Origin of the sequence: Kitasatospora sp. NPDC088861 (genome assembly GCF_044750105.1) — a bacterium.
Taxonomy (GTDB): domain Bacteria; phylum Actinomycetota; class Actinomycetes; order Streptomycetales; family Streptomycetaceae; genus Kitasatospora.
The window spans coordinates 85,299-104,470 of the sequence record NZ_JBIVJF010000003.1 but is presented as its reverse complement, the minus strand read 5'-3'; the positions used below and the strand labels follow the sequence as shown (position 1 = coordinate 104,470).

Annotated in this window: 16 protein-coding genes and 3 tRNA genes; 3 read left to right on the top strand and 16 right to left on the bottom strand. The window is 73.5% G+C overall.

Annotation, left to right across the window (positions count from 1 at the left end):
- Positions 1 to 404: 404 nt before the first annotated feature.
- From ACIP37_RS07250 to ACIP37_RS07190, 13 genes are all read right to left on the bottom strand, one after another.
- Positions 405 to 1,250 (bottom strand): DegV family protein, encoded by an 846-nt coding sequence (locus tag ACIP37_RS07250; protein ID WP_400805371.1) that lies wholly within the window; start codon positions 1,248 to 1,250, stop codon positions 405 to 407.
- A 132-nt stretch (positions 1,251 to 1,382) separates the two neighbouring features.
- The gene (locus ACIP37_RS07245) at positions 1,383 to 2,246 is read right to left on the bottom strand and encodes a hypothetical protein (RefSeq protein ID WP_400805369.1); all 864 of its coding nucleotides are present in this window, start codon (positions 2,244 to 2,246) and stop codon (positions 1,383 to 1,385) included.
- 316 nt (positions 2,247 to 2,562) lie between these two features.
- On the bottom strand, positions 2,563 to 5,445 hold the full coding sequence (gene leuS / locus ACIP37_RS07240) for a leucine--tRNA ligase (protein ID WP_363629200.1): 2,883 nt from the start codon (positions 5,443 to 5,445) through the stop codon (positions 2,563 to 2,565).
- Positions 5,446 to 5,709: 264 nt separating this feature from the next.
- A complete protein-coding gene (locus ACIP37_RS07235; RefSeq protein WP_350878238.1) occupies positions 5,710 to 7,014 on the bottom strand; it encodes a hypothetical protein in 1,305 nt (434 codons plus the stop codon).
- Between the two features lie 97 nt (positions 7,015 to 7,111).
- Positions 7,112 to 7,184: transfer RNA gene (locus tag ACIP37_RS07230), tRNA-Ala, on the bottom strand.
- Between the two features lie 263 nt (positions 7,185 to 7,447).
- Positions 7,448 to 7,520, bottom strand: a tRNA-Ala gene (locus ACIP37_RS07225).
- 43 nt (positions 7,521 to 7,563) lie between these two features.
- Positions 7,564 to 7,636: transfer RNA gene (locus ACIP37_RS07220), tRNA-Ala, on the bottom strand.
- 217 nt (positions 7,637 to 7,853) lie between these two features.
- Positions 7,854 to 8,501, bottom strand: coding sequence for a histidine phosphatase family protein (locus ACIP37_RS07215; RefSeq protein WP_350878282.1), 648 nt, complete (start codon positions 8,499 to 8,501; stop codon positions 7,854 to 7,856).
- On the bottom strand, positions 8,498 to 8,956 hold the full coding sequence (gene rsfS / locus ACIP37_RS07210; RefSeq protein ID WP_063347541.1) for a ribosome silencing factor: 459 nt from the start codon (positions 8,954 to 8,956) through the stop codon (positions 8,498 to 8,500). The genes ACIP37_RS07215 and rsfS overlap by 4 nt, the downstream gene beginning before the upstream one ends.
- A gap of 129 nt (positions 8,957 to 9,085) precedes the next feature.
- Complete coding sequence (locus tag ACIP37_RS07205) at positions 9,086 to 10,900, bottom strand: LCP family protein (protein ID WP_400805367.1); 1,815 nt, start codon at positions 10,898 to 10,900, stop codon at positions 9,086 to 9,088.
- A gap of 12 nt (positions 10,901 to 10,912) precedes the next feature.
- Positions 10,913 to 11,545 (bottom strand): nicotinate-nucleotide adenylyltransferase, encoded by a 633-nt coding sequence (gene nadD, locus ACIP37_RS07200; RefSeq protein WP_363586407.1) that lies wholly within the window; start codon positions 11,543 to 11,545, stop codon positions 10,913 to 10,915.
- Positions 11,546 to 11,669: 124 nt separating this feature from the next.
- Positions 11,670 to 11,825 carry a hypothetical protein gene (locus ACIP37_RS07195; RefSeq protein WP_167745857.1) on the bottom strand — a complete coding sequence of 52 codons (156 nt, stop codon included), beginning with the start codon at positions 11,823 to 11,825 and terminating at the stop codon, positions 11,670 to 11,672.
- A 152-nt stretch (positions 11,826 to 11,977) separates the two neighbouring features.
- Complete coding sequence (locus tag ACIP37_RS07190) at positions 11,978 to 12,124, bottom strand: hypothetical protein (RefSeq protein WP_159398425.1); 147 nt, start codon at positions 12,122 to 12,124, stop codon at positions 11,978 to 11,980.
- A gap of 248 nt (positions 12,125 to 12,372) precedes the next feature.
- On the opposite strand from ACIP37_RS07190, the gene ACIP37_RS07185 reads away from it, so the two are divergent.
- Positions 12,373 to 13,467 (top strand): M48 family metallopeptidase, encoded by a 1,095-nt coding sequence (locus ACIP37_RS07185; protein WP_063347544.1) that lies wholly within the window; start codon positions 12,373 to 12,375, stop codon positions 13,465 to 13,467.
- Positions 13,468 to 13,534: 67 nt separating this feature from the next.
- Here the strand turns inward: ACIP37_RS07185 and ACIP37_RS07180 are convergent, their stop codons facing one another.
- Entirely contained in the window at positions 13,535 to 14,932 is a 1,398-nt protein-coding gene (locus ACIP37_RS07180; protein WP_400805364.1) for a DUF2079 domain-containing protein, read from the bottom strand.
- Positions 14,933 to 15,061: 129 nt separating this feature from the next.
- On the opposite strand from ACIP37_RS07180, the gene ACIP37_RS07175 reads away from it, so the two are divergent.
- Together ACIP37_RS07175 and ACIP37_RS07170 are read left to right on the top strand one after the other, a co-directional pair.
- Positions 15,062 to 15,739, top strand: a complete 678-nt coding sequence (locus ACIP37_RS07175) for a response regulator transcription factor (RefSeq protein ID WP_363586409.1) — start codon at positions 15,062 to 15,064, stop codon at positions 15,737 to 15,739.
- The gene (locus ACIP37_RS07170) at positions 15,729 to 17,315 is read left to right on the top strand and encodes a HAMP domain-containing sensor histidine kinase (protein ID WP_363586410.1); all 1,587 of its coding nucleotides are present in this window, start codon (positions 15,729 to 15,731) and stop codon (positions 17,313 to 17,315) included. The genes ACIP37_RS07175 and ACIP37_RS07170 overlap by 11 nt, the downstream gene beginning before the upstream one ends.
- Here ACIP37_RS07170 and ACIP37_RS07165 read toward each other — a convergent pair whose 3' ends face one another.
- Together ACIP37_RS07165 and ACIP37_RS07160 are read right to left on the bottom strand one after the other, a co-directional pair.
- Positions 17,316 to 18,374 (bottom strand): hypothetical protein, encoded by a 1,059-nt coding sequence (locus ACIP37_RS07165; RefSeq protein ID WP_363586411.1) that lies wholly within the window; start codon positions 18,372 to 18,374, stop codon positions 17,316 to 17,318.
- 116 nt (positions 18,375 to 18,490) lie between these two features.
- On the bottom strand, positions 18,491 to 19,069 hold the full coding sequence (locus ACIP37_RS07160) for a hypothetical protein (protein WP_363586412.1): 579 nt from the start codon (positions 19,067 to 19,069) through the stop codon (positions 18,491 to 18,493).
- Positions 19,070 to 19,172 lie beyond the last annotated feature (103 nt).

The window sequence follows — 19,172 nt, the reverse complement described above, 5'->3', positions numbered from 1 at the left end:
AGGTGGCACAGGCGGCGCAGGCCCCGCCGGCGGAGGCCGTTCCCCCGCCCCGGACGGAACCGCGCCCGAAGGCTGCCCGGTCGACGCGAGCGCGCCCACCGCGGCACCGAAGCCCACCGGCCCGCCAGCCCCGACCCCTGCCCCACCGCCCACGGCGCTGCTGCCGCCGGTCGGCAGCAGCGCCGCCATCCGCAGCCGGACGGTCTCGTTGATCTCGTGGCGCTTCGCCGCGCCCAGGCCCATGGTCGTCATGCCGAGGACGGTAGGAGTCCTCGGCAGAGTGCGCAGAAATTACCGAACCCCTGTGGATAACTCGGGGGTTGTGGACAAAACAGATCACTCACACGAGTGATCGGTGCCGCGAAAAGTTGACCAGAGCCCGCGACGCGGCGCGACCGGCCCGCTCAGCGCGGCGCGACGACCACCGCGAGCAGCCCCGGCCCGACGTGCGCGCCGATCACCGCCCCCACCTCGCCCACGTACAGCTCCCGCAGCCCCGGCACCCGGGCCCGCAGCCGCTCCGCGAGCGGCTCCGCCCGTTCCTCGGCCGCCAGGTGGTGCACGGTGATGTCGACCTCCCCGCCCCCCGACCGCTCGACCGCGATCTCCTCCAAGCGCGCGATCGCCCGCGACGCGGTGCGCACCTTCTCCAGCGGTTCGATCCGCCCCCCGTCCAGGTGCAGCAGCGGCTTGACCGCCAGCGCCGACCCGAGCAGCGCCCGCGCCGCCCCGATCCGGCCGCCCCTGCGCAGGTGCTCCAGGGTGTCGACGTAGAAGAACCCGCTGGTCACGGCCGCCCGCCGGGTGGCGGCCTCGGCCGCCTCCGCCAGGTCCCGCCCGTCCGCGATCGCCTCGGCCGCCGCCAGCACCGCGTATCCGAGGGCCATGCCGACCAGCCGGCTGTCCACCACCCGCACGGGTACCGGCACCTCGGAGGCCGCCAGCCGGGCGGCCTCCACCGTGCCGGACAGCTCGCCGGAGATGTGCACCGAGACGATGCCCTTCGCCCCGGCCTCGGCGGCGGCCCGATAGGCGGCGGCGAAGGCCTCGGGGTTCGGTCGGGAGGTCGTCACCCGCTGCTTGTCGCGCAGCGCCTCGGCGACGTCCTTGGGGGAGATCTCAACGCCTTCGCACAGGACCGCGTCACCGACCGCGACGCTCAGCGGGACCACCGTGATCCCGTACCGGTCGAGGGTCTCCTGCGGCAGGTAGGCCGTGGAGTCGGTGACAAGTGCGAGGTCAGAGGGCATGAGGCGGAGATTACTCCCCGTTCGTCCGGGAGGACAGCGCCCGGGTGCGAACCCCGAATGGCCCCGAGGGCGCCGCCGGGACAAGCACGCGGCACCCGCCGAAACACGGCCGCAGCACCCGACGCGGGGTGCTCAGCCCGCCGTGGGCCCCGCCGACGGCTTCCGCAGCCGCTGGGCCAGTTTGGCCAGCGGGTCGGCGAGCCCGAGCAGTTCCTCCGCGCTCGGGCGCCCCTTCCCGTCCGTCAGCCCGGCCCGCGCAGCACCGCCGGAGGCCGCCCCTGAACGCGTACCCGCAGACGCGGACACGGAGCCAGAGGGGCCAGCGGAACCAGTGGCAGCAGCGGAACCAGCGCCAGCAGCGGAGCCAGCGGCGGCAGCAGAGCCTGCGGAACCAGCGCCGGCAGCGGAGCCACCGGAGGAGGACGCGGACGACGACTCCCCCGAGGTGTCCCAGTGCCGCAGCGCCCCCGCCTCGCTCTCGCACTCCTGACTGAGCCGGCTCAGCTCGTCGTCCGCGAACCGGTGCATCCGGTCCTGCGCGGCCCAGCGCATGGTCTCCGCAGAGTGGGTGATCCGTTCGGCGCGCTCGCGCAGCTCCGGCAGCTTGGCCGCGATCCGCGCGGTGTCCGGCTCCCGCTCCAGCATCCGCAGTTCGCCGTCGAGTTCGGCGGCGTGCGTGTCGAGCCTGCCGAGCAGGGCGAGGGACTCGCCGAGCTGGCCGTCCTGGGGGAGGCCGCTCTCCAACACCTGCCGGGTGCCGTCGAGCGAGGTACGCAGGCCGAGCCGGACGGCGGCGATCTGGCCGGGCGGTCCGACCTTGGTGAAGGTCTTCGCCTTGAGGGTCGCGTTCTCCACCGCGCGCCGGGCGTTGGCCTCGTGCCGCCCGATCTTCGTGGCTACGGCCTTCGCCGCCTTGACCGTGCCGACCACGGCCAGGACGAACGCCGCGATCCCGAAGAGCAGGACCAGGCCGATCATCACGCCGAACGCGTCCATCGCGAGCCACCTTCCGCCACCGTTTCGGCCCCCACCGGACCCAACGCGGGCCGTACTGCCGAGGGTTCCACGGTAGCCGCCGGATCGGGCCCGGAGCGGACGGAACGGGCCCGGGCGGCGGAGATCAGGGACAGATCGGGGATCTCCCCGAGGGTTCGCGGGTCCTCCCGGGGCTCTGGGCACGAGCAAGGGCGGGCGTCCCGAAGGACACCCGCCCCAGCAGCCTCAGCCGACCGACTACCAGTCGACCGACCTGAGCCTCGGCCTCTCAGCCTCAGCCTCAGCCTCAGCCTCAGCCTCAGCCTCAGCCTCAGCCTCAGCCGGTAACGATGTTCACCAGCTTCGGCGCCCGCGCGATCACCTTGCGCACCGGCGCCTCGCCGATCGCCGCGACGACGGCCGGGTCGGCCAGCGCCAGCGCCTCCAGCTCGGCGTCCGAGATCGTCGGCGCGACCTCCAGCCGGGCCTTCACCTTGCCCTTGAGCTGCACCACGCAGGTCACCGTCTCGTCCACCACGTACGCCGGGTCGGCGACCGGGTAGTCGGCGTGCGCCAGCGACTCGCCGTGGCCCAGCCGGCGCCACAGCTCCTCGGCGATGTGCGGGGCCAGCGGTGCGACGACCAGGACCAGCTGCTCGGCCACGGCGCGCGGCGTGGAGCCGCGCTTGACCAGGTAGTTGTTCAGCTCGATCGCCTTGGCGACGGCCGTGTTGAACCGCAGCCCGGCCATGTCGCCGCGGATGCCGTCGATCGCCTTGTGCAGGGCACGCAGCGTCGCCTCGTCCGGCTCCTCCTCGGTGACGACCAGGTCACCGGTGGCCTCCGAGACGACGTTGCGCCACAGCCGCTGCAGGAAGCGGTACGAGCCGACGACGGCGCGGGTGTCCCAGGGGCGGGAGACGTCCAGCGGGCCCATGGACATCTCGTACAGGCGCAGCGTGTCGGCGCCGTACTCGTCGGCGATGTCGTCGGGCGCGACGGCGTTCTTCAGGGACTTGCCCATCTTGCCGGCCTCGCGCTTGACGGCCTCGCCCTGCCAGAAGTACTGGCCGTCGCGCTCCTCGACCTCGGCGGCGGGCACCGGGAAGCCGCGCTCGTCGCGGTAGACGTCGGCGGTGATCATGCCCTGGTTGAACAGCTTGTGGAACGGCTCGACGGACGAGACGTGGCCCAGGTCGTGCAGCACCTTGTGCCAGAAGCGCGCGTACAGCAGGTGCAGCACGGCGTGCTCGGCACCGCCGACGTACAGGTCGGCGCCGCCGGCCGGCTTGGTGGCCGTGGGGCCCAGCCAGTACTTCTCGTTGGCCGGGTCGACGACCGCCGAGGAGTTCGACGGGTCGACGTAGCGCAGCTCGTACCAGCACGAACCCGCCCAGTTGGGCATGGTGTTGGTCTCGCGCCGGTACGTGCGAACGCCGTCGCCCAGGTCCAGTTCGACGTTGACCCAGGCCTCGTTGCGCGACAGCGGGGTCTTCGGCGAGGAGGTGGCGTCGTACGGGTCGTAGGTGTGCGGCGAGTAGTCCTCGACCTCGGGGACCTCGACCGGCAGCATCGACTCGGGCAGGGCGTGCATGACGCCGTCCTCGTCGTAGACGATCGGGAAGGGCTCGCCCCAGTACCGCTGGCGGCTGAACAGCCAGTCCCGCAGGCGGTAGTTGACGGTGCCCTCGCCGATGCCGCGCTCGGCCAGCCAGGCGGTGACGGCGGCCTTGGCGTCGACGACGCTCAGCCCGTCCAGCGTCAGCCCGTCCCGGGAGGAGTTGACGATGACGGAGTCGTAGGTGTCGAAGGCGTCGTCCCAGGCGGCCGGGTCCTCGCCGCGCCCGTCGGTGGGCTGGACGACGCAGCGCATCGGCAGCGCGAAGGCGCGGGCGAAGGCGAAGTCGCGGTGGTCGTGGGCGGGGACGGCCATGATGGCGCCGGTGCCGTAGCCCATCAGCACGTAGTCGGCGATGAACACCGGGACGGACGCGCCGCTGACCGGGTTCACGGCGTAGGCGCCGGTGAAGACGCCGGTCTTGACCTTGGCCTCGACCTGCCGCTCGACGTCCGACTTGGCGGCGGCGGTGGCCCGGTAGGCGGCGACGGCCTCGGCGGGGGTGGCGGCGCCGCCGGTCCACTCGGCGGGCACGTCCACGGGCCAGGCGGCCGGGACGATCGAGTCGACCAGGCCGTGCTCGGGGGCCAGCACCATGTAGGTGGCGCCGAACAGGGTGTCGGGCCGGGTGGTGAAGACGGTGATCTTCTCATCGGAGCCGACGGCGAAGTCGACCCGGGCGCCCTCGGAGCGACCGATCCAGTTGCGCTGCTGCAGCTTGATGGCCTCGGGCCAGTCCAGCAGGTCCAGGTCGGAGATCAGGCGGTCGGAGTACGCGGTGATGCGCATCATCCACTGGCGCAGGTTGGACTTGAACACCGGGAAGTTGCCGCGCTCGGAGCGGCCGTCCGCGGTGACCTCCTCGTTGGCCAGGACGGTGCCCAGGCCGGGGCACCAGTTGACCGGCACCTCCTTGGAGTACGCCAGCCGGTACTCGCCCAGCAGTTCGTCGCGCTCGGCGGCGGACAGGTCGGCCCACGGGCGCCCGTCCGGGGTCGGCTTCGCGCCGGACTCGAACCGGGCGATCAGCTCGGCGATCGGCCGGGCCCCGCCGGCCTGCTCGTCGTACCAGGAGTTGAAGATCTGCAGGAAGATCCACTGGGTCCAGCGGTAGTACTCCGGGTCGATCGTGGAGATCGAGCGGCGCGGGTCGTGGCCCAGGCCCAGCCGGCGCAGCTGCTGGCGCATGTTGGCGATGTTGGCCTCGGTGGAGACCCGCGGGTGGGTGCCGGTCTGCACCGCGTACTGCTCGGCGGGCAGGCCGAACGCGTCGTAGCCCAGCGTGTGCAGCACATTGTGGCCGGTCATCCGCTGGTAGCGGGCGTAGACGTCGGTGGCGATGTAGCCCAGCGGGTGGCCGACGTGCAGGCCCGCGCCCGAGGGGTACGGGAACATGTCCATGATGAAGCTGTGCGGCTTCGCGGCGACGTCACCGGCCTCCGGGTCGGCCAGCGCACCGGCGGGGTTGGGGGCGTTGAAGGTGCCCTCCTTCTCCCAGAGGTCCTGCCAGCGGGACTCGATCTCCGCCGCCAGCGCGGCGCTGTACCGGAACGGCTCGGTCGCGGTCTCGGCCGTGCCGGACGCAGGGGTCGTCTCGCTCATGGTCCTTCAAGCTCCATCGATGTCAGTTGGCGAACCGCGCACACGGCCGGCCCGTGAACGGGGGCGGAAAACAAAAAATCCCCTCGCAGGAGGGGACGCCACGCCGACTCCGGCACCGCCCGAGGGCGTAACCGGTCCTGGTCAGCGCGGCCGGCTAAGGAGCAGGCGCACGGTTCGCATGGGCTCAGGGTACCGCAAGCAGATCAGCGCGCTCCCGGGTATCCGCCGGGGCCCGACGGCCCCGGGCCCGCCCCCGCACGGGCCTCACCGCCCCGCCGACGCCGCCGCCCGCGTCGCCGCGTCGAAGTCGCGCAGCGCCCGCGCCAGCCGCTCGGACTGCATGCCCGCCGCGAGCGCCCGGGCGAGCGACGCGGTGCGGGCGGCCTCCCGCTGGTCGCCGAGGCGCCGGTGGGTCTCGGCGAGGCGGACCATCAGCAGCGCCTTGGACCGCCCGCGGCCGGCCCCCAGCCCGGCGACGGCCTCGGCGAGCAGCGCCTTGGCCATCCGGTGCTGGCCAAGTGCCAGCCGCCCCTCCCCCACCATCCCGGCGAGTTCGGCGCGGGCCGCCTCCGTGCCGGGCACGCCGTCGAGTTCGGCGAAGGCCCGGGCGGCGGCGGCCTCGGCCTGCTCGGCCTCGCCCCGGCGGCCGTGCGCGCGGGCGATCCGGCCGAGTTGCCGGGCCCGGCCGGCGGGGCTCAGTACGGAGCCGTGCCGGGCCAGGGCCGTGTTGAGCGCGGCGACGGCGTCCAGGCCGCGTCCGCCGGCGCCCTGGGTGGCGAGCACCACCAGGCCGCCGAGCACGGCGACGCCGAGCCGGGCGTCGCCGCTGACGTGGGCGGCCCGCAGGGCGGCGACGAAGGCGCGCTGGGCGGCCGCGTCGTGGCCGAGGTCGTACGCGGCCCAGCCGGCCAGCCGGGCGAGCCGGCTGGCCGTGCCGTACAGCTCGCGGCCGACCCGTTCGTCGTAGGCGCCGAGTTCCAGCAGCTTGGCCAGCATGGCGAGTTCGGCCCTGGTGGGGCCGAGGACGAGTCCGCCGCCGCAGGAGCGTTCGAGCCGCTGCTTGCTGCGGTAGGACAGGCCGAGGTCGCCGACGAGGCCGGGGTCGATGCGCAGCGCCCCTTCGCCGCCCCCGACGGGCGGGGGCGGGGAGGCTAGCCGTTCGGCGGCCTGGTCGAGGTCGGCGCCGCGGAAGAGGTCGGTGAGGCGGACGGGCCCGGCGTCGGTGGCGGCCTCGCGCAGCGCGGTCTGGGCGGTGTCGGCGGTCCACGGGTCGGTGAGCAGCCGGGGCGAGAGGATCTTGGCGCCGCGGTGGCCGCCCATCCGGCCCCAGAGCTGTTCGTAGGTGACGGCGATGCCGAGGGTGCGGCTGAGCACTTCGCAGACGGTCTGGTCGTGCGGGCTGCGAGGCACCATGCCGCGGTCGCGCCACTTGTAGGGGGCGGTGGAGCTGATGGCCAGGCCTGGCGGCAGGGCGAGGCTCACCTCGCGGGCGAGCCGTTCCGGACTCCAGCCGAGCTGGTGCAGTATCCGGGCCAGTTCCTCGTTCCGCCTTCTCTCCAGATCGGCCATGGAACGACGGTAGCGGTCTTTCCCGCCGTTCCGCCGGTGGCATGCGCAGAACGCCGAAGGGCCGCCTCCCATTTCGGGAGGCGGCCCTCGACTGCTGTGGAGCTACGGGGAATTGAACCCCGGACCTCTTGCATGCCATGCAAGCGCTCTACCAACTGAGCTACAGCCCCTTGACCTGCGATGTCACCGGGGGCTTTCGACCGTTTCCGTCCGGTTTCCCTCGGCGACATCGACTACTTTACACGGTCCCGGGGGTGCTCCACGAATCCGCTCCCGGGGGCCCGCGTTCCCACTCCCTCGGACCCGCGCTCGCCCTCCCCGGAGCCCGCGCTCCCCCACCCCGGGCCCCGCACTGCCGCCCGCGCCCCGCCCCGGAGGCGGCCCGGCAACGCGAGAGGCCGCCACCCGGTGGGTGACGGCCCCTCAACTGCTGTGGAGCTACGGGGAATTGAACCCCGGACCTCTTGCATGCCATGCAAGCGCTCTACCAACTGAGCTACAGCCCCGCGACACGGGCGCTCCTGATCGAACAGGAGCGCTGGTGCGGAGTGGAGCTATGGGGAATTGAACCCCAGACCTCTTGCATGCCATGCAAGCGCTCTACCAACTGAGCTATAGCCCCGCAGTCGTCGGATCTCCCGCTTCCCTTCCGGGCCGCGTTCCTTCCCTGCGAACGAGGAAAACTCTAGCTGGTCAGGCCCGGAACTGCGAAATCCGCCCCCGCGGAGCCCCTGCAAGCCCCCTGCGAAGCCCCTGCACGCCCCTGGCGAGCCCCCGGCAAGCCCCTGCGAGCCCGCAACCCAGCCCCGCCCCACCCCACCCCGCGACGCGCCCGTCGCTCAGGTGTCGTCGCCGATGACCGGCTGCGGGAGCGTGCCCGCGTTGTGCTCCAGCAGGCGCCAGCCGCGCGCGCCCTGCCCGAGCACCGACCAGCAGCAGTTGGACAGCCCGCCGAAGCACTCCCACTGGACCGGATCCAGGTCCAGCAGCCGCCCGAGCATGGTGCGGATGGTGCCGCCGTGGCTGACCACCACCAGCGTCCCGTCCTCCGGCAGCTTGTCGACGGCCTCCAGCACGACCGGCACCGAGCGGTCGGCGACCTCGGTGGCCAGTTCGCCGCCGCCGCGCCGCACCGGCTCGCCGGCCGCCCAGGCCGCGTACTCCTCCGGGAAGCGGTCGCGGATCTCGGCGTTGGTCAGGCCCTGCCAGGAGCCCGCGTAGGTCTCCCGCAGGCCCTCGTGGTGCTGCACGTCGAGGCCGGTGACCTTGGCCAGTTCCTCGGCCGTGCGCTTGGCCCGGGTGAGGTCGGAGGAGATCAGCAGGTCGGGGCGCAGGCCGGAGAGCAGCCGGGCCGCCCGCTGGGCCTGGAGGACGCCCTGACCGGTCAGTTCGATGTCCGTGGTGCCCTGGAAGCGGGACTCCAGGTTCCACGAGGTCTGGCCGTGGCGCCAGAAGACGACGCGCGGCCCCCGCCCGTCCCGGCTCAGTGCAGGTCCTCGGGCTTGCCGAAGTCGTCGGCCGGGGCGACGACGTTGCCGGCCTCGTCGGTGTGGGCGTCGGGCCGGTTGCGCGTGGCCAGGGCGTCCTCGGGCAGCGGCAGCTCGGGGCAGTCCTTCCAGAGGCGGTCCAGCGAGTAGAAGGAGCGCTCCTCGGAGTGCTGGACGTGCACGACGATGTCCAGGTAGTCGAGCAGGATCCAGCGGCCGTCGCGCTCGCCCTCGCGGCGCACCGGCTTGATGTCCAGCTGCTCGCGCAGCTGGTCCTCGATCTCCTCGGCGATCGACCGGACCTGGCGGTCGTTGTTGGCGGAGGCGATCAGGAAGGCGTCGGTGATCGACAGCACCTCGCTGACGTCGAAGGCGATGATGTTGTGCGCGAGCTTGTCGGCCGCCGCCTGCGCGGCGACGGTGATGAGCTGCTGGCTGTGGTCGGTGACGGTCACGGTGTTCTTCCGGCTCGGCGGCTTGGGGGCGACCCCCGGCTCCTGGCCGGGGGTCGCCTTCCAGGATCTCACGCCGCCCGGGCGGCCCCGGAACGCTTTTCCGGGGCCGCCCGGGCCGGAGGCCGCGGCCTACTGGCTCTTCGGCGGCTGGTAGTCCTTGCCGAGCACGACCACCAGGTCCGCGTTCTGGGCGTCGCCGACCTTCTTCACCGCCGTGTCCGGCAGTCCGAGGCTGATCGCCAGCGACTTCGCCGCGGCCTGCCGGGCGTCGTCGGTGTAGCGGATCTCACTGGCGGCCTGCACGGCGGTCTTGGAGCCGCCGGGCAGGAAGGTCAGGCCGGAGTTCACGATCTGGACCTGTGCGGCGGCCGCCGCCTGGTCGTTGCCGGTGGCGTCCTGGAGCGAGACCCGGGCGGGGGCGTCGGCGGAGGCCGCGGACTTCACGGTGCCGCCGAGCACGTCCTTGACCTGCTTGCCGGCGGTGGCGTCGTCCAGGCCGCCGTCCGGTTTGACGGTCAGCGCGGTGGTGCCGAGGTGGCCGTCCTTCGCCTGCTGGGCGAGCTGGGCGAGCACCCCGGCGAGGGCGTCCTCGGGCAGCGAGGGGTCGAGCACCGCGTTCATCCGGTGCACGTCGTCCTTGGCGTCCTTGAACTCGGTGGGCATGGCGCGCACCACCGCGTCCATCACCTGTCCGAACCGGGCCAGTTGGGCGTCCCGGTTCTCGCCGGACGCCTGGAGGGTGGCGTAGGCGACCGCGGCCTTCCCGTTCAGCAGGGTGTTCTTGCCGGCCGCGGACAGCAGCTTGCCGTCCGGCTTTCCGCCCTCGTGGGTCTCCGCGTTGGTGTCCACCCGGACGCCGCCGAGCTGGGAGACCAGCATCTCCAGGTAGGGGGTGTCCAGCCGCCAGGTGCCCGCGACCGGGGCGCCGAGCACGGTGGACAGGCCGTCGCGGGTCGCGGAGGCGCCGATGCTGTCCATGGCCTGGCCGACGGTGGTGACCGGCGGGTCGCCGGGGCCGGGCAGCCGCAGGGTGTCGGGCAGCAGGAGCACGGTGCCCTTCTTCCCGGTGGAGTCGTTGACCAGCAGCGCGCTGGAGACCTTGCCCTGGAGGTCGCGCAGGTGGACCACGTTGACCTGGCGCGGACCGGCCGCGTTCGCCGCGGTCTGCTTGTCGCCGGTGAACCAGAGGTAGCCGCCGGTGCCGGCCGCCGCGAGCGCCACCACCACGCCGAGGCCGATCAGCCGGTTGCGCAGCCGGCGGCGGCGCTCGGCGCGCACCTCGCTGCGGGACTCGGCGAACTTCAGCCAGTCGATGACGTCCTCGGACTCCTCCCCCTCCTCGTCGACGAAGGTGAACTCGTCCGTGGGGTAGTCGTCCTTGGCGGCCTTGCCGCCGGACTTCCCGGCCCGGGCCCCGCCGACCAGTTCGGACGGCGGCTCGGGCTTGGCGCCCGCCGCCTCGGCGGCGGGCCGGGGCACGCGCGGGCGCGGCGGCGCGGGGGCGACGGGCGCGGGCGCGACGACGGCCTCGGGCTCGACCGCCGCCTGTGCACCCGCCGCAGGCGCGGCCGGGTAGGCCTGCTGCTGGTAGCCGCCCCCGGCCTCCGGCCCGGACGACCCCCATCCGCCGTACGCCGGGTCCTGGTAGCCGTAGCCCCCCTGCTGCTGGTACGCCTGCACGGGCTGCCCGTACTGGTCGTACTGCTGGTCGTACTGCTGCGGGGGCTGCTGGTGCGCCTGGTAGGGCTGCTGCTCCTGGTAGCCGCCGTACGGGTCCGCCGCGTACACCGGCTGCCCGTACTGGTCGTACTGCTGCTGGTCGTACTGCTGCTGCGGAGGTTGTTCAGGCTGCTGCTGGTAACCCTGGTACTGCTGGTACTGCCCGGTCGACCAGTCCTCCGGCTGCTGCTGGTGCCGCTGGCCTCCGCCGCTTCGCTCGGTCACGCCCGCTCCTGGTCAGGTCCGGTGCGGCGCGTAGAGCGCCCGCTTGTCGATGTAGCGGACCACGCCGTCCGGGACGAGGTACCAGACCGGTTCGCCCTTGGCGACCCGGTTGCGGCAGTCCGTGGAGGAGATGGCCAGCGCGGGGACCTCGACCAGGGAGACCCCGCCCACCGGGAGCCCGGCGTCCGACAGGGTGTGTCCCGGGCGGGTGCACCCGATGAAGTGCGCGAGCGAGAAGAGCTCGTCGGAGTCGCGCCAGGAGAGGATCTGGGCGAGCGCGTCGGCGCCGGTGATGAAGAAGAGGTCGGCGTCCGGGTGCTGGGAGCGCAGGTCGCGCAGGGTGTCGACGGTGTACGTCGGCCCCTCGCGGTCGATGTCGATCCGGCTGACCGAGAACTGCGGGTTCTCGGCGGTGGCGATGACCGTCATCAGGTAGCGGTCCTCGGCCGGGGTGACGTGGCGATCGCTCTTCTGCCACGGCTGCCCGGTCGGCACGAAGATCACCTCGTCCAGGTGGAACGCGCTCGCCACCTCGCTGGCGGCGACCAGGTGGCCGTGGTGGATCGGGTCGAAGGTGCCGCCCATCACCCCGAGGCGCTTCTTCACCGGTTCCGGTCCGCCGGGATTCCCGGCCTGCTCTCCCATGCCGCCACACCTTACGCGACGCCCGTTACGGTGCGGGAACGCCCGGGTGGGGGTTGTCCGAAGACGCGTGAGGGAGCGGCCGGCCGGTACGCCGGACGCTCCCCGAGCGGCCCCGGGAGGCGGCTCAGCGGTCCCGGTTGAAGCGGGTGGTCACGAAGAGCAGGAGCGCCAGGATGAACAGTGCGGCGCCACCCGTCAGGTACGGGTTCAGGCTCTCGTGGTTGCCCCCCTCGCTCTCGGCGAGCAGGTTCAGGACGGGGAGTGCGGCGGCAGTGTTCATGGTCGGCGGGACCTTCTCGGCTCGGGTGAACGGACCAGGGGTTCTTCCGGGCCGGTGAAGGCCCACCTGTCATCGTACGGGGGCTTACCCGACAACCGCTCGGCGGCCCACCGCCGCTGACCGGGCGTGAGCCTGAACCGGGGCGGCGGTGCTCAGTTGCCGCGGAAGGCCCGCGCCATGATCCAGACCAGCAGGCCGACGCCGACGAACGACGCCACCACGATGATCCGCAGGAACAGGCCCGGGCCGGCCTCGTTGGAGATGGGCGCGGCCAGGCTGACAAGCGCGTCGGTGGACATCTGCGGGGCTCCTCGAACTGCTCGGTACCGGGGCCGGGGCCGGTCTCGGTTCTCCAGGGCATTCAGGGTAGACCGGCCTCACACCGGCGGCGCCCACCGGCCCCTGCGGCGTGGCCCGGCCCGCGCGTACGCTGGCCGCGGGGACGAGTACGCAACCGCGGACGTTGCAAGGACAGTCGTTGCAGGCGTAGACCAGCGGGGGCCGGCCGCCGGGCCGGGGCCGCCGTCGACCAGGAGGTACTCAGACCATGACCGACCCGACCGCGAAGACCCCGAGCCGGCGCCGTCAGCGCTTCCCCGACATCTCCACCCGCGCCTGGGAGCACCCCGCGGACCGTTCCGCCCTGGTCGCCCTGCGCAAGCTCACCGGCTTCGACGACGTCCTGAGGAAGCTCGCCGGGCTGGTGTCCGAGCGCTCGATCCGGCTGATGTTCCTGGCCACCGCCGTGAAGACCTCCGAGCGCCAGTTCCCCGAGCTGTACGACATGGTGCGCGACGCCGCCTACGTGCTCGACCTGGAGCAGGTCCCGGACCTGTACGTCACCCAGGACCCGACGGTCAACGCGTACTGCATCGGCATCGACACCCCGATCATCGTGATCACCAGCGGCCTGATCGAGCTGCTCGACGAGGAGGAGCTGCGCTCGGTCATCGGCCACGAGGTCGGCCACGCGATGTCCGGCCACGCGGTCTACCGGACGATGCTGATGATCCTCACCAACATCGCCACCCGGGTCGCCTGGGTGCCGCTCGGCAACCTGGCGATCATGGCGATCGTCACCGCGCTCAAGGAGTGGTTCCGCAAGGCGGAGCTGTCCAGCGACCGGGCCGGCCTGCTCGCCGGGCAGGACGTCCAGGCGTCCATGCGCGCCCTGATGAAACTGGCCGGCGGGCACAACCTGGCCGAACTGAACGTCGACGCCTTCCTGGAGCAGGCCGAGGAGTACGACAAGGCCGGCGACCTGCGCGACGGCGTGCTCAAGCTGCTCCAACTGCTGCCGCAGAGCCACCCGTTCGCGGTGGTACGGGTCGCCCAGCTGAAGAAGTGGGCGGAGAGCGACGAGTACCGCTCGATCCTGGCCGGCGCCTACCCGCGTCGCACGGACGACCCGGACACCTCGGTCGGCGAGCAGTGGAAGGCCGCCGCCGACCACTACACGACCTCGGTGAAGGAGAGCAAGGACCCGCTGATGGGCCTGATCCGCGACGTGGCCGGCGGCGCCGCGACCGTCGGCGGCAAGCTCCGCGACACCTTCGCCGACACGTTCACCGGCGGCTCCCGCGGCGGCTCCGCCACCCGCGAGGACGGCCGCACCGACCGGGGCGAGCGCACCGACGGCTGACCCGCCGCACCCGCGCCGACGGCCGGTGCGCCCCGCCCGGGGTCACCGGCCGTCGGCCTGCCGGGGCCTACCCCGGCTGCCAGTGGTACACCGCCACCCCCGCCCCGTCCGCCACCCGCCGGTACCCGCCGCCGTCGACCAGGCCGGCCAGGAACCGCCGCTGCTCCGCCACCGGCACCGGGAAGGCGTCCGGCTCCTCCAGCACCGCCACCCACTCCGCCACCGGCCGCCCCCAGCCGCCCGGCCCGCCCACCCCGCCCGGCGGCGTCAGGTACGGGAACAGCGACACCGCGCAGCGCCCGGTCAGCTGCGGCGCCAGGCGGTTGGCGGCGGCCACCCGGGCGCCGTCCGGGACGACCGCCAGCACCCGGCGCACCTGCGCCGCCCGCCCGTCGCCCCGCCGGGCCTCCCCCGACAGCACGCCCGCCACCGGGCCGGTCGCGGTCAGCGCCACCGTGACGGCGAGCATCCCCGCCGCCACCGGCAGCCCCCGGCCCAGCCGGCCCAGCCGGGGCAGCCGGGGCAACAGCAGGCCCACCCCGTGCAGCCCCGCCGTGCACAGCAGCGGCACCAGCACCGCGTCGTAGTGCTGCCCGGTGCGCCAGAACGCCGGATTGACCACCCAGAACCGGGCCGCCAGCAGCACGCCCGCCAGCAGCACCAGCGGCGAGCGCAGCGCCAGCAGCAGCGTCGGCGCCAGCAGCAGCAGGACGGTCAGCGCCTTGACCTCCGGGAACAGCAGCCGGACCACCGGGTTCCCGCCGTCGAACTCCCCCATGTGCGCGTACGTGTACTCGCCGCCCGGGTTCACCGCCGGGATCACCACCAGGGTGACCAGCAGCCCGGCCGCCACCGCCACCAGCACGGTGACCGCCCCCAGCCGGCGCCGCCCGCGCCACCACACGTAGCCGCCGACCGCCGCGACCAGCAGCGCCTGGTCCTCCTTGACCAGCAGCAGCGGCAGCGCCCACGCCACCGCCGGGCCGTACCGCTCCCGGGCCAGCGCCACCACCGCGGCCGCCGCGAGCGGCACCGCGAAGGCCACCTCGTGGAAGTCGAACGCCACCGCACTCTGCAACCCCGCCGACAGCCCGTACGCGACCCCGGCGACCGCCCCGCCCGCCGGCCCCAGCACCCGCACCGCGTACGCCGTCACCGGCACCGCGGACAGCGCCACCAGCACCGCCTGCGCCACCAGCAGCGTGCCGGGGCCCGGCCAGAGCCGGTAGAACGGCGCCAGCACCGCCAGCACCGGGCTGAAGTGGTCGCCCAGGAGGTTGAAGCCCGTACCCTTCAGCGCGACCACCGGTGCTTCGAGCCGGGAGTAGGCGCGCACCGCCTCCTCGAAGATGCCCAAGTCGAAACCCGAACTCTCCAACCGGGCGTGCCGGGTGAGCGAGACCGCCGCGTACAGCGGGGCGAACAGGGCGGCCACCGACCACGGCAGCACACGTCGGAAATCCATGGTCCGGACGCTAGGAATTCCGCACTGAAGGGAAACTGAGGAAAGCTGAGGAAAACTTCAGTTCGGATATCCCGGGCAAGCCGGTCATGGCCGTTGCGGGAAAACTGAATTCCACCAAGGATGGGCGTCATGCGGCTACTGATCGTCGAGGACGAGGAGCGGCTCGCGCAGTCCCTGAGACAGGGACTGGCGGCCGAGGGATACGCGGTCGACCTGGCGGCCGACGGCGTCCAGGGGCTCGAACTCGCCCTCGTCGAGCCATATTCGGTGATCGTGCTCGATCTGATGCTGCCCGGCCTCAACGGCTTCAAGGTCTGCCGCGAACTGCGCGGCGCCGGGAATTCCGTACCGATTCTGATGCTCACCGCGAAGAACGGCGAGTACGACGAGGCCGAGGCGCTGGACTGCGGCGCCGACGACTTCCTCAGCAAACCGTTCTCCTACGTCGTGCTCACCGCCCGGCTGCGCGCCCTGCTGCGCCGCGGCGCCGTCGCCCGCCCACCGGTGCTCGCGGTCGGCGCGCTGCGGATCGACCCGGCGGCCCGCCGCTGCACCGCCGCCGACCGACAGGTCCGGCTCACCACCAAGGAGTTCGCCGTGCTGGAGTGCCTGGCCCACCGACCCGGCGAGGTGATCCCCAAGGGCGGCATCCTGGACACCGTCTGGGACGCCGCCTTCCGGGGCGACGTGAACATCGTCGAGGTCTACATCGCCGCCCTGCGGCGGAAACTGGACGTGCCCGGCATCGGCTGCCGGATCGAGACGGTGCGCGGCGCCGGATACCGGCTGGTGCCCGATGCGCGCTGACCGCCTCCACCCGCTGCTGCGCCCCTGGCACCGCTCCTCGCTCCGCATCCGCGCCGCCCTCGGCGCGGCCCTCGCCTCGGTGCTGGCCTTCTCGGTGGCCAGCCTCTGGGTCGGCGGCGCGGTCCACGACCAGTGGACGGCCGTCACCGAGAAGCAGGCCGAGCGCAGCATCCAACTCGTCACCCACGACATACCCGGCGGTTCACAGACCTGGGTCGAATCCCTGCAGGAGTCCTTCGTCCTGGTCCTGGCGGACGGACGGCTGGCGTTCCCGGTCCGCCCCTGGGACGCCGGCCGCGTCTGGAACGACACCCGCACGAACGCCTCCTGGGTCCAGGCCAGCACCCTGCTGGAGGAGTACGCCGGTCTGCCGGTCGAACCCTTCGCCAAGATGCCGTCCTACCCCCAGAACGCCACACCGGGCCGCACCGACCGGATCCGGATCCACCTGCCCGTCCACACCCGGCTGTGGCACCCGCCGCGGAGCGGCCCCGACCTCACCGACCGGGACGTCACCCTGCTCAAGCGGATCACCGACCAGGCGTCCTCGGAGGCGCTGGAGAAGTACACCGGCATCGCGGGCCTGCCGGCCCAGCGCGTCACCGTCTACCTGCTGGTCAACCCCACCGCCGCCGACCAGGCCGAGGACCGGACCACCGGCATCCTGCTGCGCTACGTACTGCCCGCCGCGACCCTGTTCACCGCCCTGATCGCCTGGCTGGTCACCGGCCTGGCGCTGCGCCCGGTGGAGTCGATCCGCCGGGGCATGGCCCGGATCGGCGCCGGCGCCTTCCACGAGCGCGTCCCGGTGCCGCCCTCGCGGGACGCCATCGCGCGGCTGGCCGAGACCACCAACACCACGCTCGGCCGCCTGGAACACGCGATCGACGAGCAGCGCCGGCTGGTCTCGGACGCCTCGCACGAGCTGCGCAGCCCACTGGCCGCACTGCGCAACTCGCTGGAGGTGCCGCTGGCCCACCCGGCGGGCGTGGAGTGGCCGCAGGTGGTGCGCGACGCGCTCACCGACACCGAGCGGCTGCAACTGCTCACCGACGACCTGCTGCTGCTCGCCGCCGTCGAGGAGCCCACCGGGCCGCTCGGCGGCGAGCCGGTGGACCTCGCCGACCTGGTCGGCGAGCAGCTCGGCGAACGCACCCACCTGCCCTCCGGCGGGCCCGCCTTCCTGGCCGTCTCCCTGGAGCCCGCACCCGTCCCGGGCAGCGAACTGCGGCTGGGCCGGCTGGTGCGCAACCTGCTCGACAACGCCGCCCGGCACGCCCGCACCGCCGTAGCCGTCTCGGTGACCGTCGAGGACGGGCACGCCGTGCTGACCGTCACGGACGACGGCCCGGGCATCCCGCCGGAGGACCGGGAGCGGGTCTTCGACCGGTTCGTCCGGCTGGACGACGCCCGATCCCGCGACGCCGGCGGCGCCGGCCTGGGCCTCGCCCTGGTCCGCTCGATCGCCCGCGGCGTCCACGGCACCGCCGCCTTCACCGACCCGCCGTCGCCCGGCCCGGGCGCCCGCGCGGTGGTCCGCCTCCCGCTCGCCGCCGGCGCCCCGGACAGGACCTGACTAAGGCGCGAGCACCCCGCACACCTGCCAGGCCGGCTGCGCGTGGTTGCCCGGGTCGATCGGCGCCGGCGGCGGGACCCGGGTGCCCTGCGGGGTGGCCAGCACCGGCTGGAGGAAGCCGGCCATCGAGGTGGTGCAGGGCTCCGGCCCGGCCTGGACCACCGAGTCCACCAGCCGCAGCTGGGCCGAGGCCAGGTCGACCCGGTCGAACTGGAAGGTCAGCTGCCGCCGGACGGTCTCCAGGGTCACCGGCGCACCGGCCGCGGCTCCGGCCGGCTTCAGCGCGTAGACGAAGGTGTGGTCGGTGGTGATCTGCAGCGTGCCGCCGTCGGCCTCGTCGATCCGCATCGCGCCGGTCACCTTCACGGTGTCGGCGGCCAGCGCGACCTGCGCCGGGTCGAAGCGCACCAGCCAGCCGGTCAGCGCGTGGTGCCGGTCGTCGACCGGCTGGGTCACGCTGGTGTCGAACTGGGCCTGCTCCCCGGGGGTGACGAAGGCCCGCACGTCGGCGGTCGCGCCCTGGACGAGGGTGGCCGGGGCCAGCGAGGAGGCCACCAGGTAGCGCTGGACGGTGTCGAGCGCCTTGGTCACCTCGACCCGGCTGAAGTGCTCGGTGGCGGCCCCGGTCGGGGTGCCCAGTCCGATCGCCCCGTCGCTGTACCCGACCGGCAGCGCGGCGAACGGGTTGGCCGGGTCGGCGACCGGCCGGACCACCGAGGCCGGGGTCAACGCGACCAGGCTGACGGTCAGTTGGCTGCCCTCGGGCCGGGCCGAGATCCGGTTCGGCGAGCTGACCCCGAAGTACACCGCGGCCCCGAAGGCCAGCAGCACGAGCAGCAGCAGCGCGAGCGCCTGCCGCGGCACGCTGCCCAGCGGGCCGAACCGCACCCGCGGGCGGGTGGCCCGGCCGAAGGACCCGGCCAGCCGCTCCCGGGCGGACAGCTCCTGGATCCGGGCAGCCCGGACGAAGGATTCGTCGAAGACGACGGACCGGTACTCGTCCTCATTGCCGGAACCACCGTCGGGCGCACCCTCAGGAGGCTCTCGCGGGTCACCCATGACACCAGGGTAAGGCGCGCCGTCGCCCCTCCACGAGGGTGCGACCGCAGATTCCCGGGAACGCCCCGCAACCGCCCGCCCCGGCGCGCACCACCCCTGCGCCACGCCCTACGACGTCACCCCGCAGGTGCCGTGACCACGAGCGACGGCTCGGCGGGCGCGGGCCTCGGGTCGGTCCCGGGGCTGCTGCTGCCGGACTCCGGGCGCCGGGGCGCGCCGGAGGAGCCGCCCACGCCCTGGTAGATCGCCGCGACCGCGACGGCCACCAGGCTCACGCCCATGATCACGGCGAGCACCCAGGCCACCGGCCGGTGCCAACGCTGCTGGGCCACGTACCGCCCGCGCCCGCGCGCCGGGTCGTAGCCGCGTCGGCGGCGGCCCGGGCGGCCGGGCGCCCGGCCGGGGCCCGACCAGGGATCGGAGTACAGGTGGTCGTCGTCGAGTCCGCTCGGGTGCGGGCGCAGCTCCAGCGGCAGCCCGTCCCCGGCGGTGACGTCATAGCCCCAGACCGGGCCCGCGGTGTCCGGCTCGAACCGGGCCTCGGCGGCGGCGAGCTGCCGCTCCTTGGCCGTCGGCTCGTGCACGGCGGCGGACCGGACGAAGGCCTCATCGAAGACCACGGTGGCGAACTCGTCGTCCGCACCACCGTGGTCGGCGCCGTCGGGGTACGGCGAGCCCCCCACATCGTCAGCCACGGCTTCAGCGTATTACCGGGCGGCCGATTTGTCTGTGGCTCATCGCAGTTGGTCCGTCACACGTGTGACGCGGGCCGCCGCGGACCGCCCCGGGGCCCGGCCG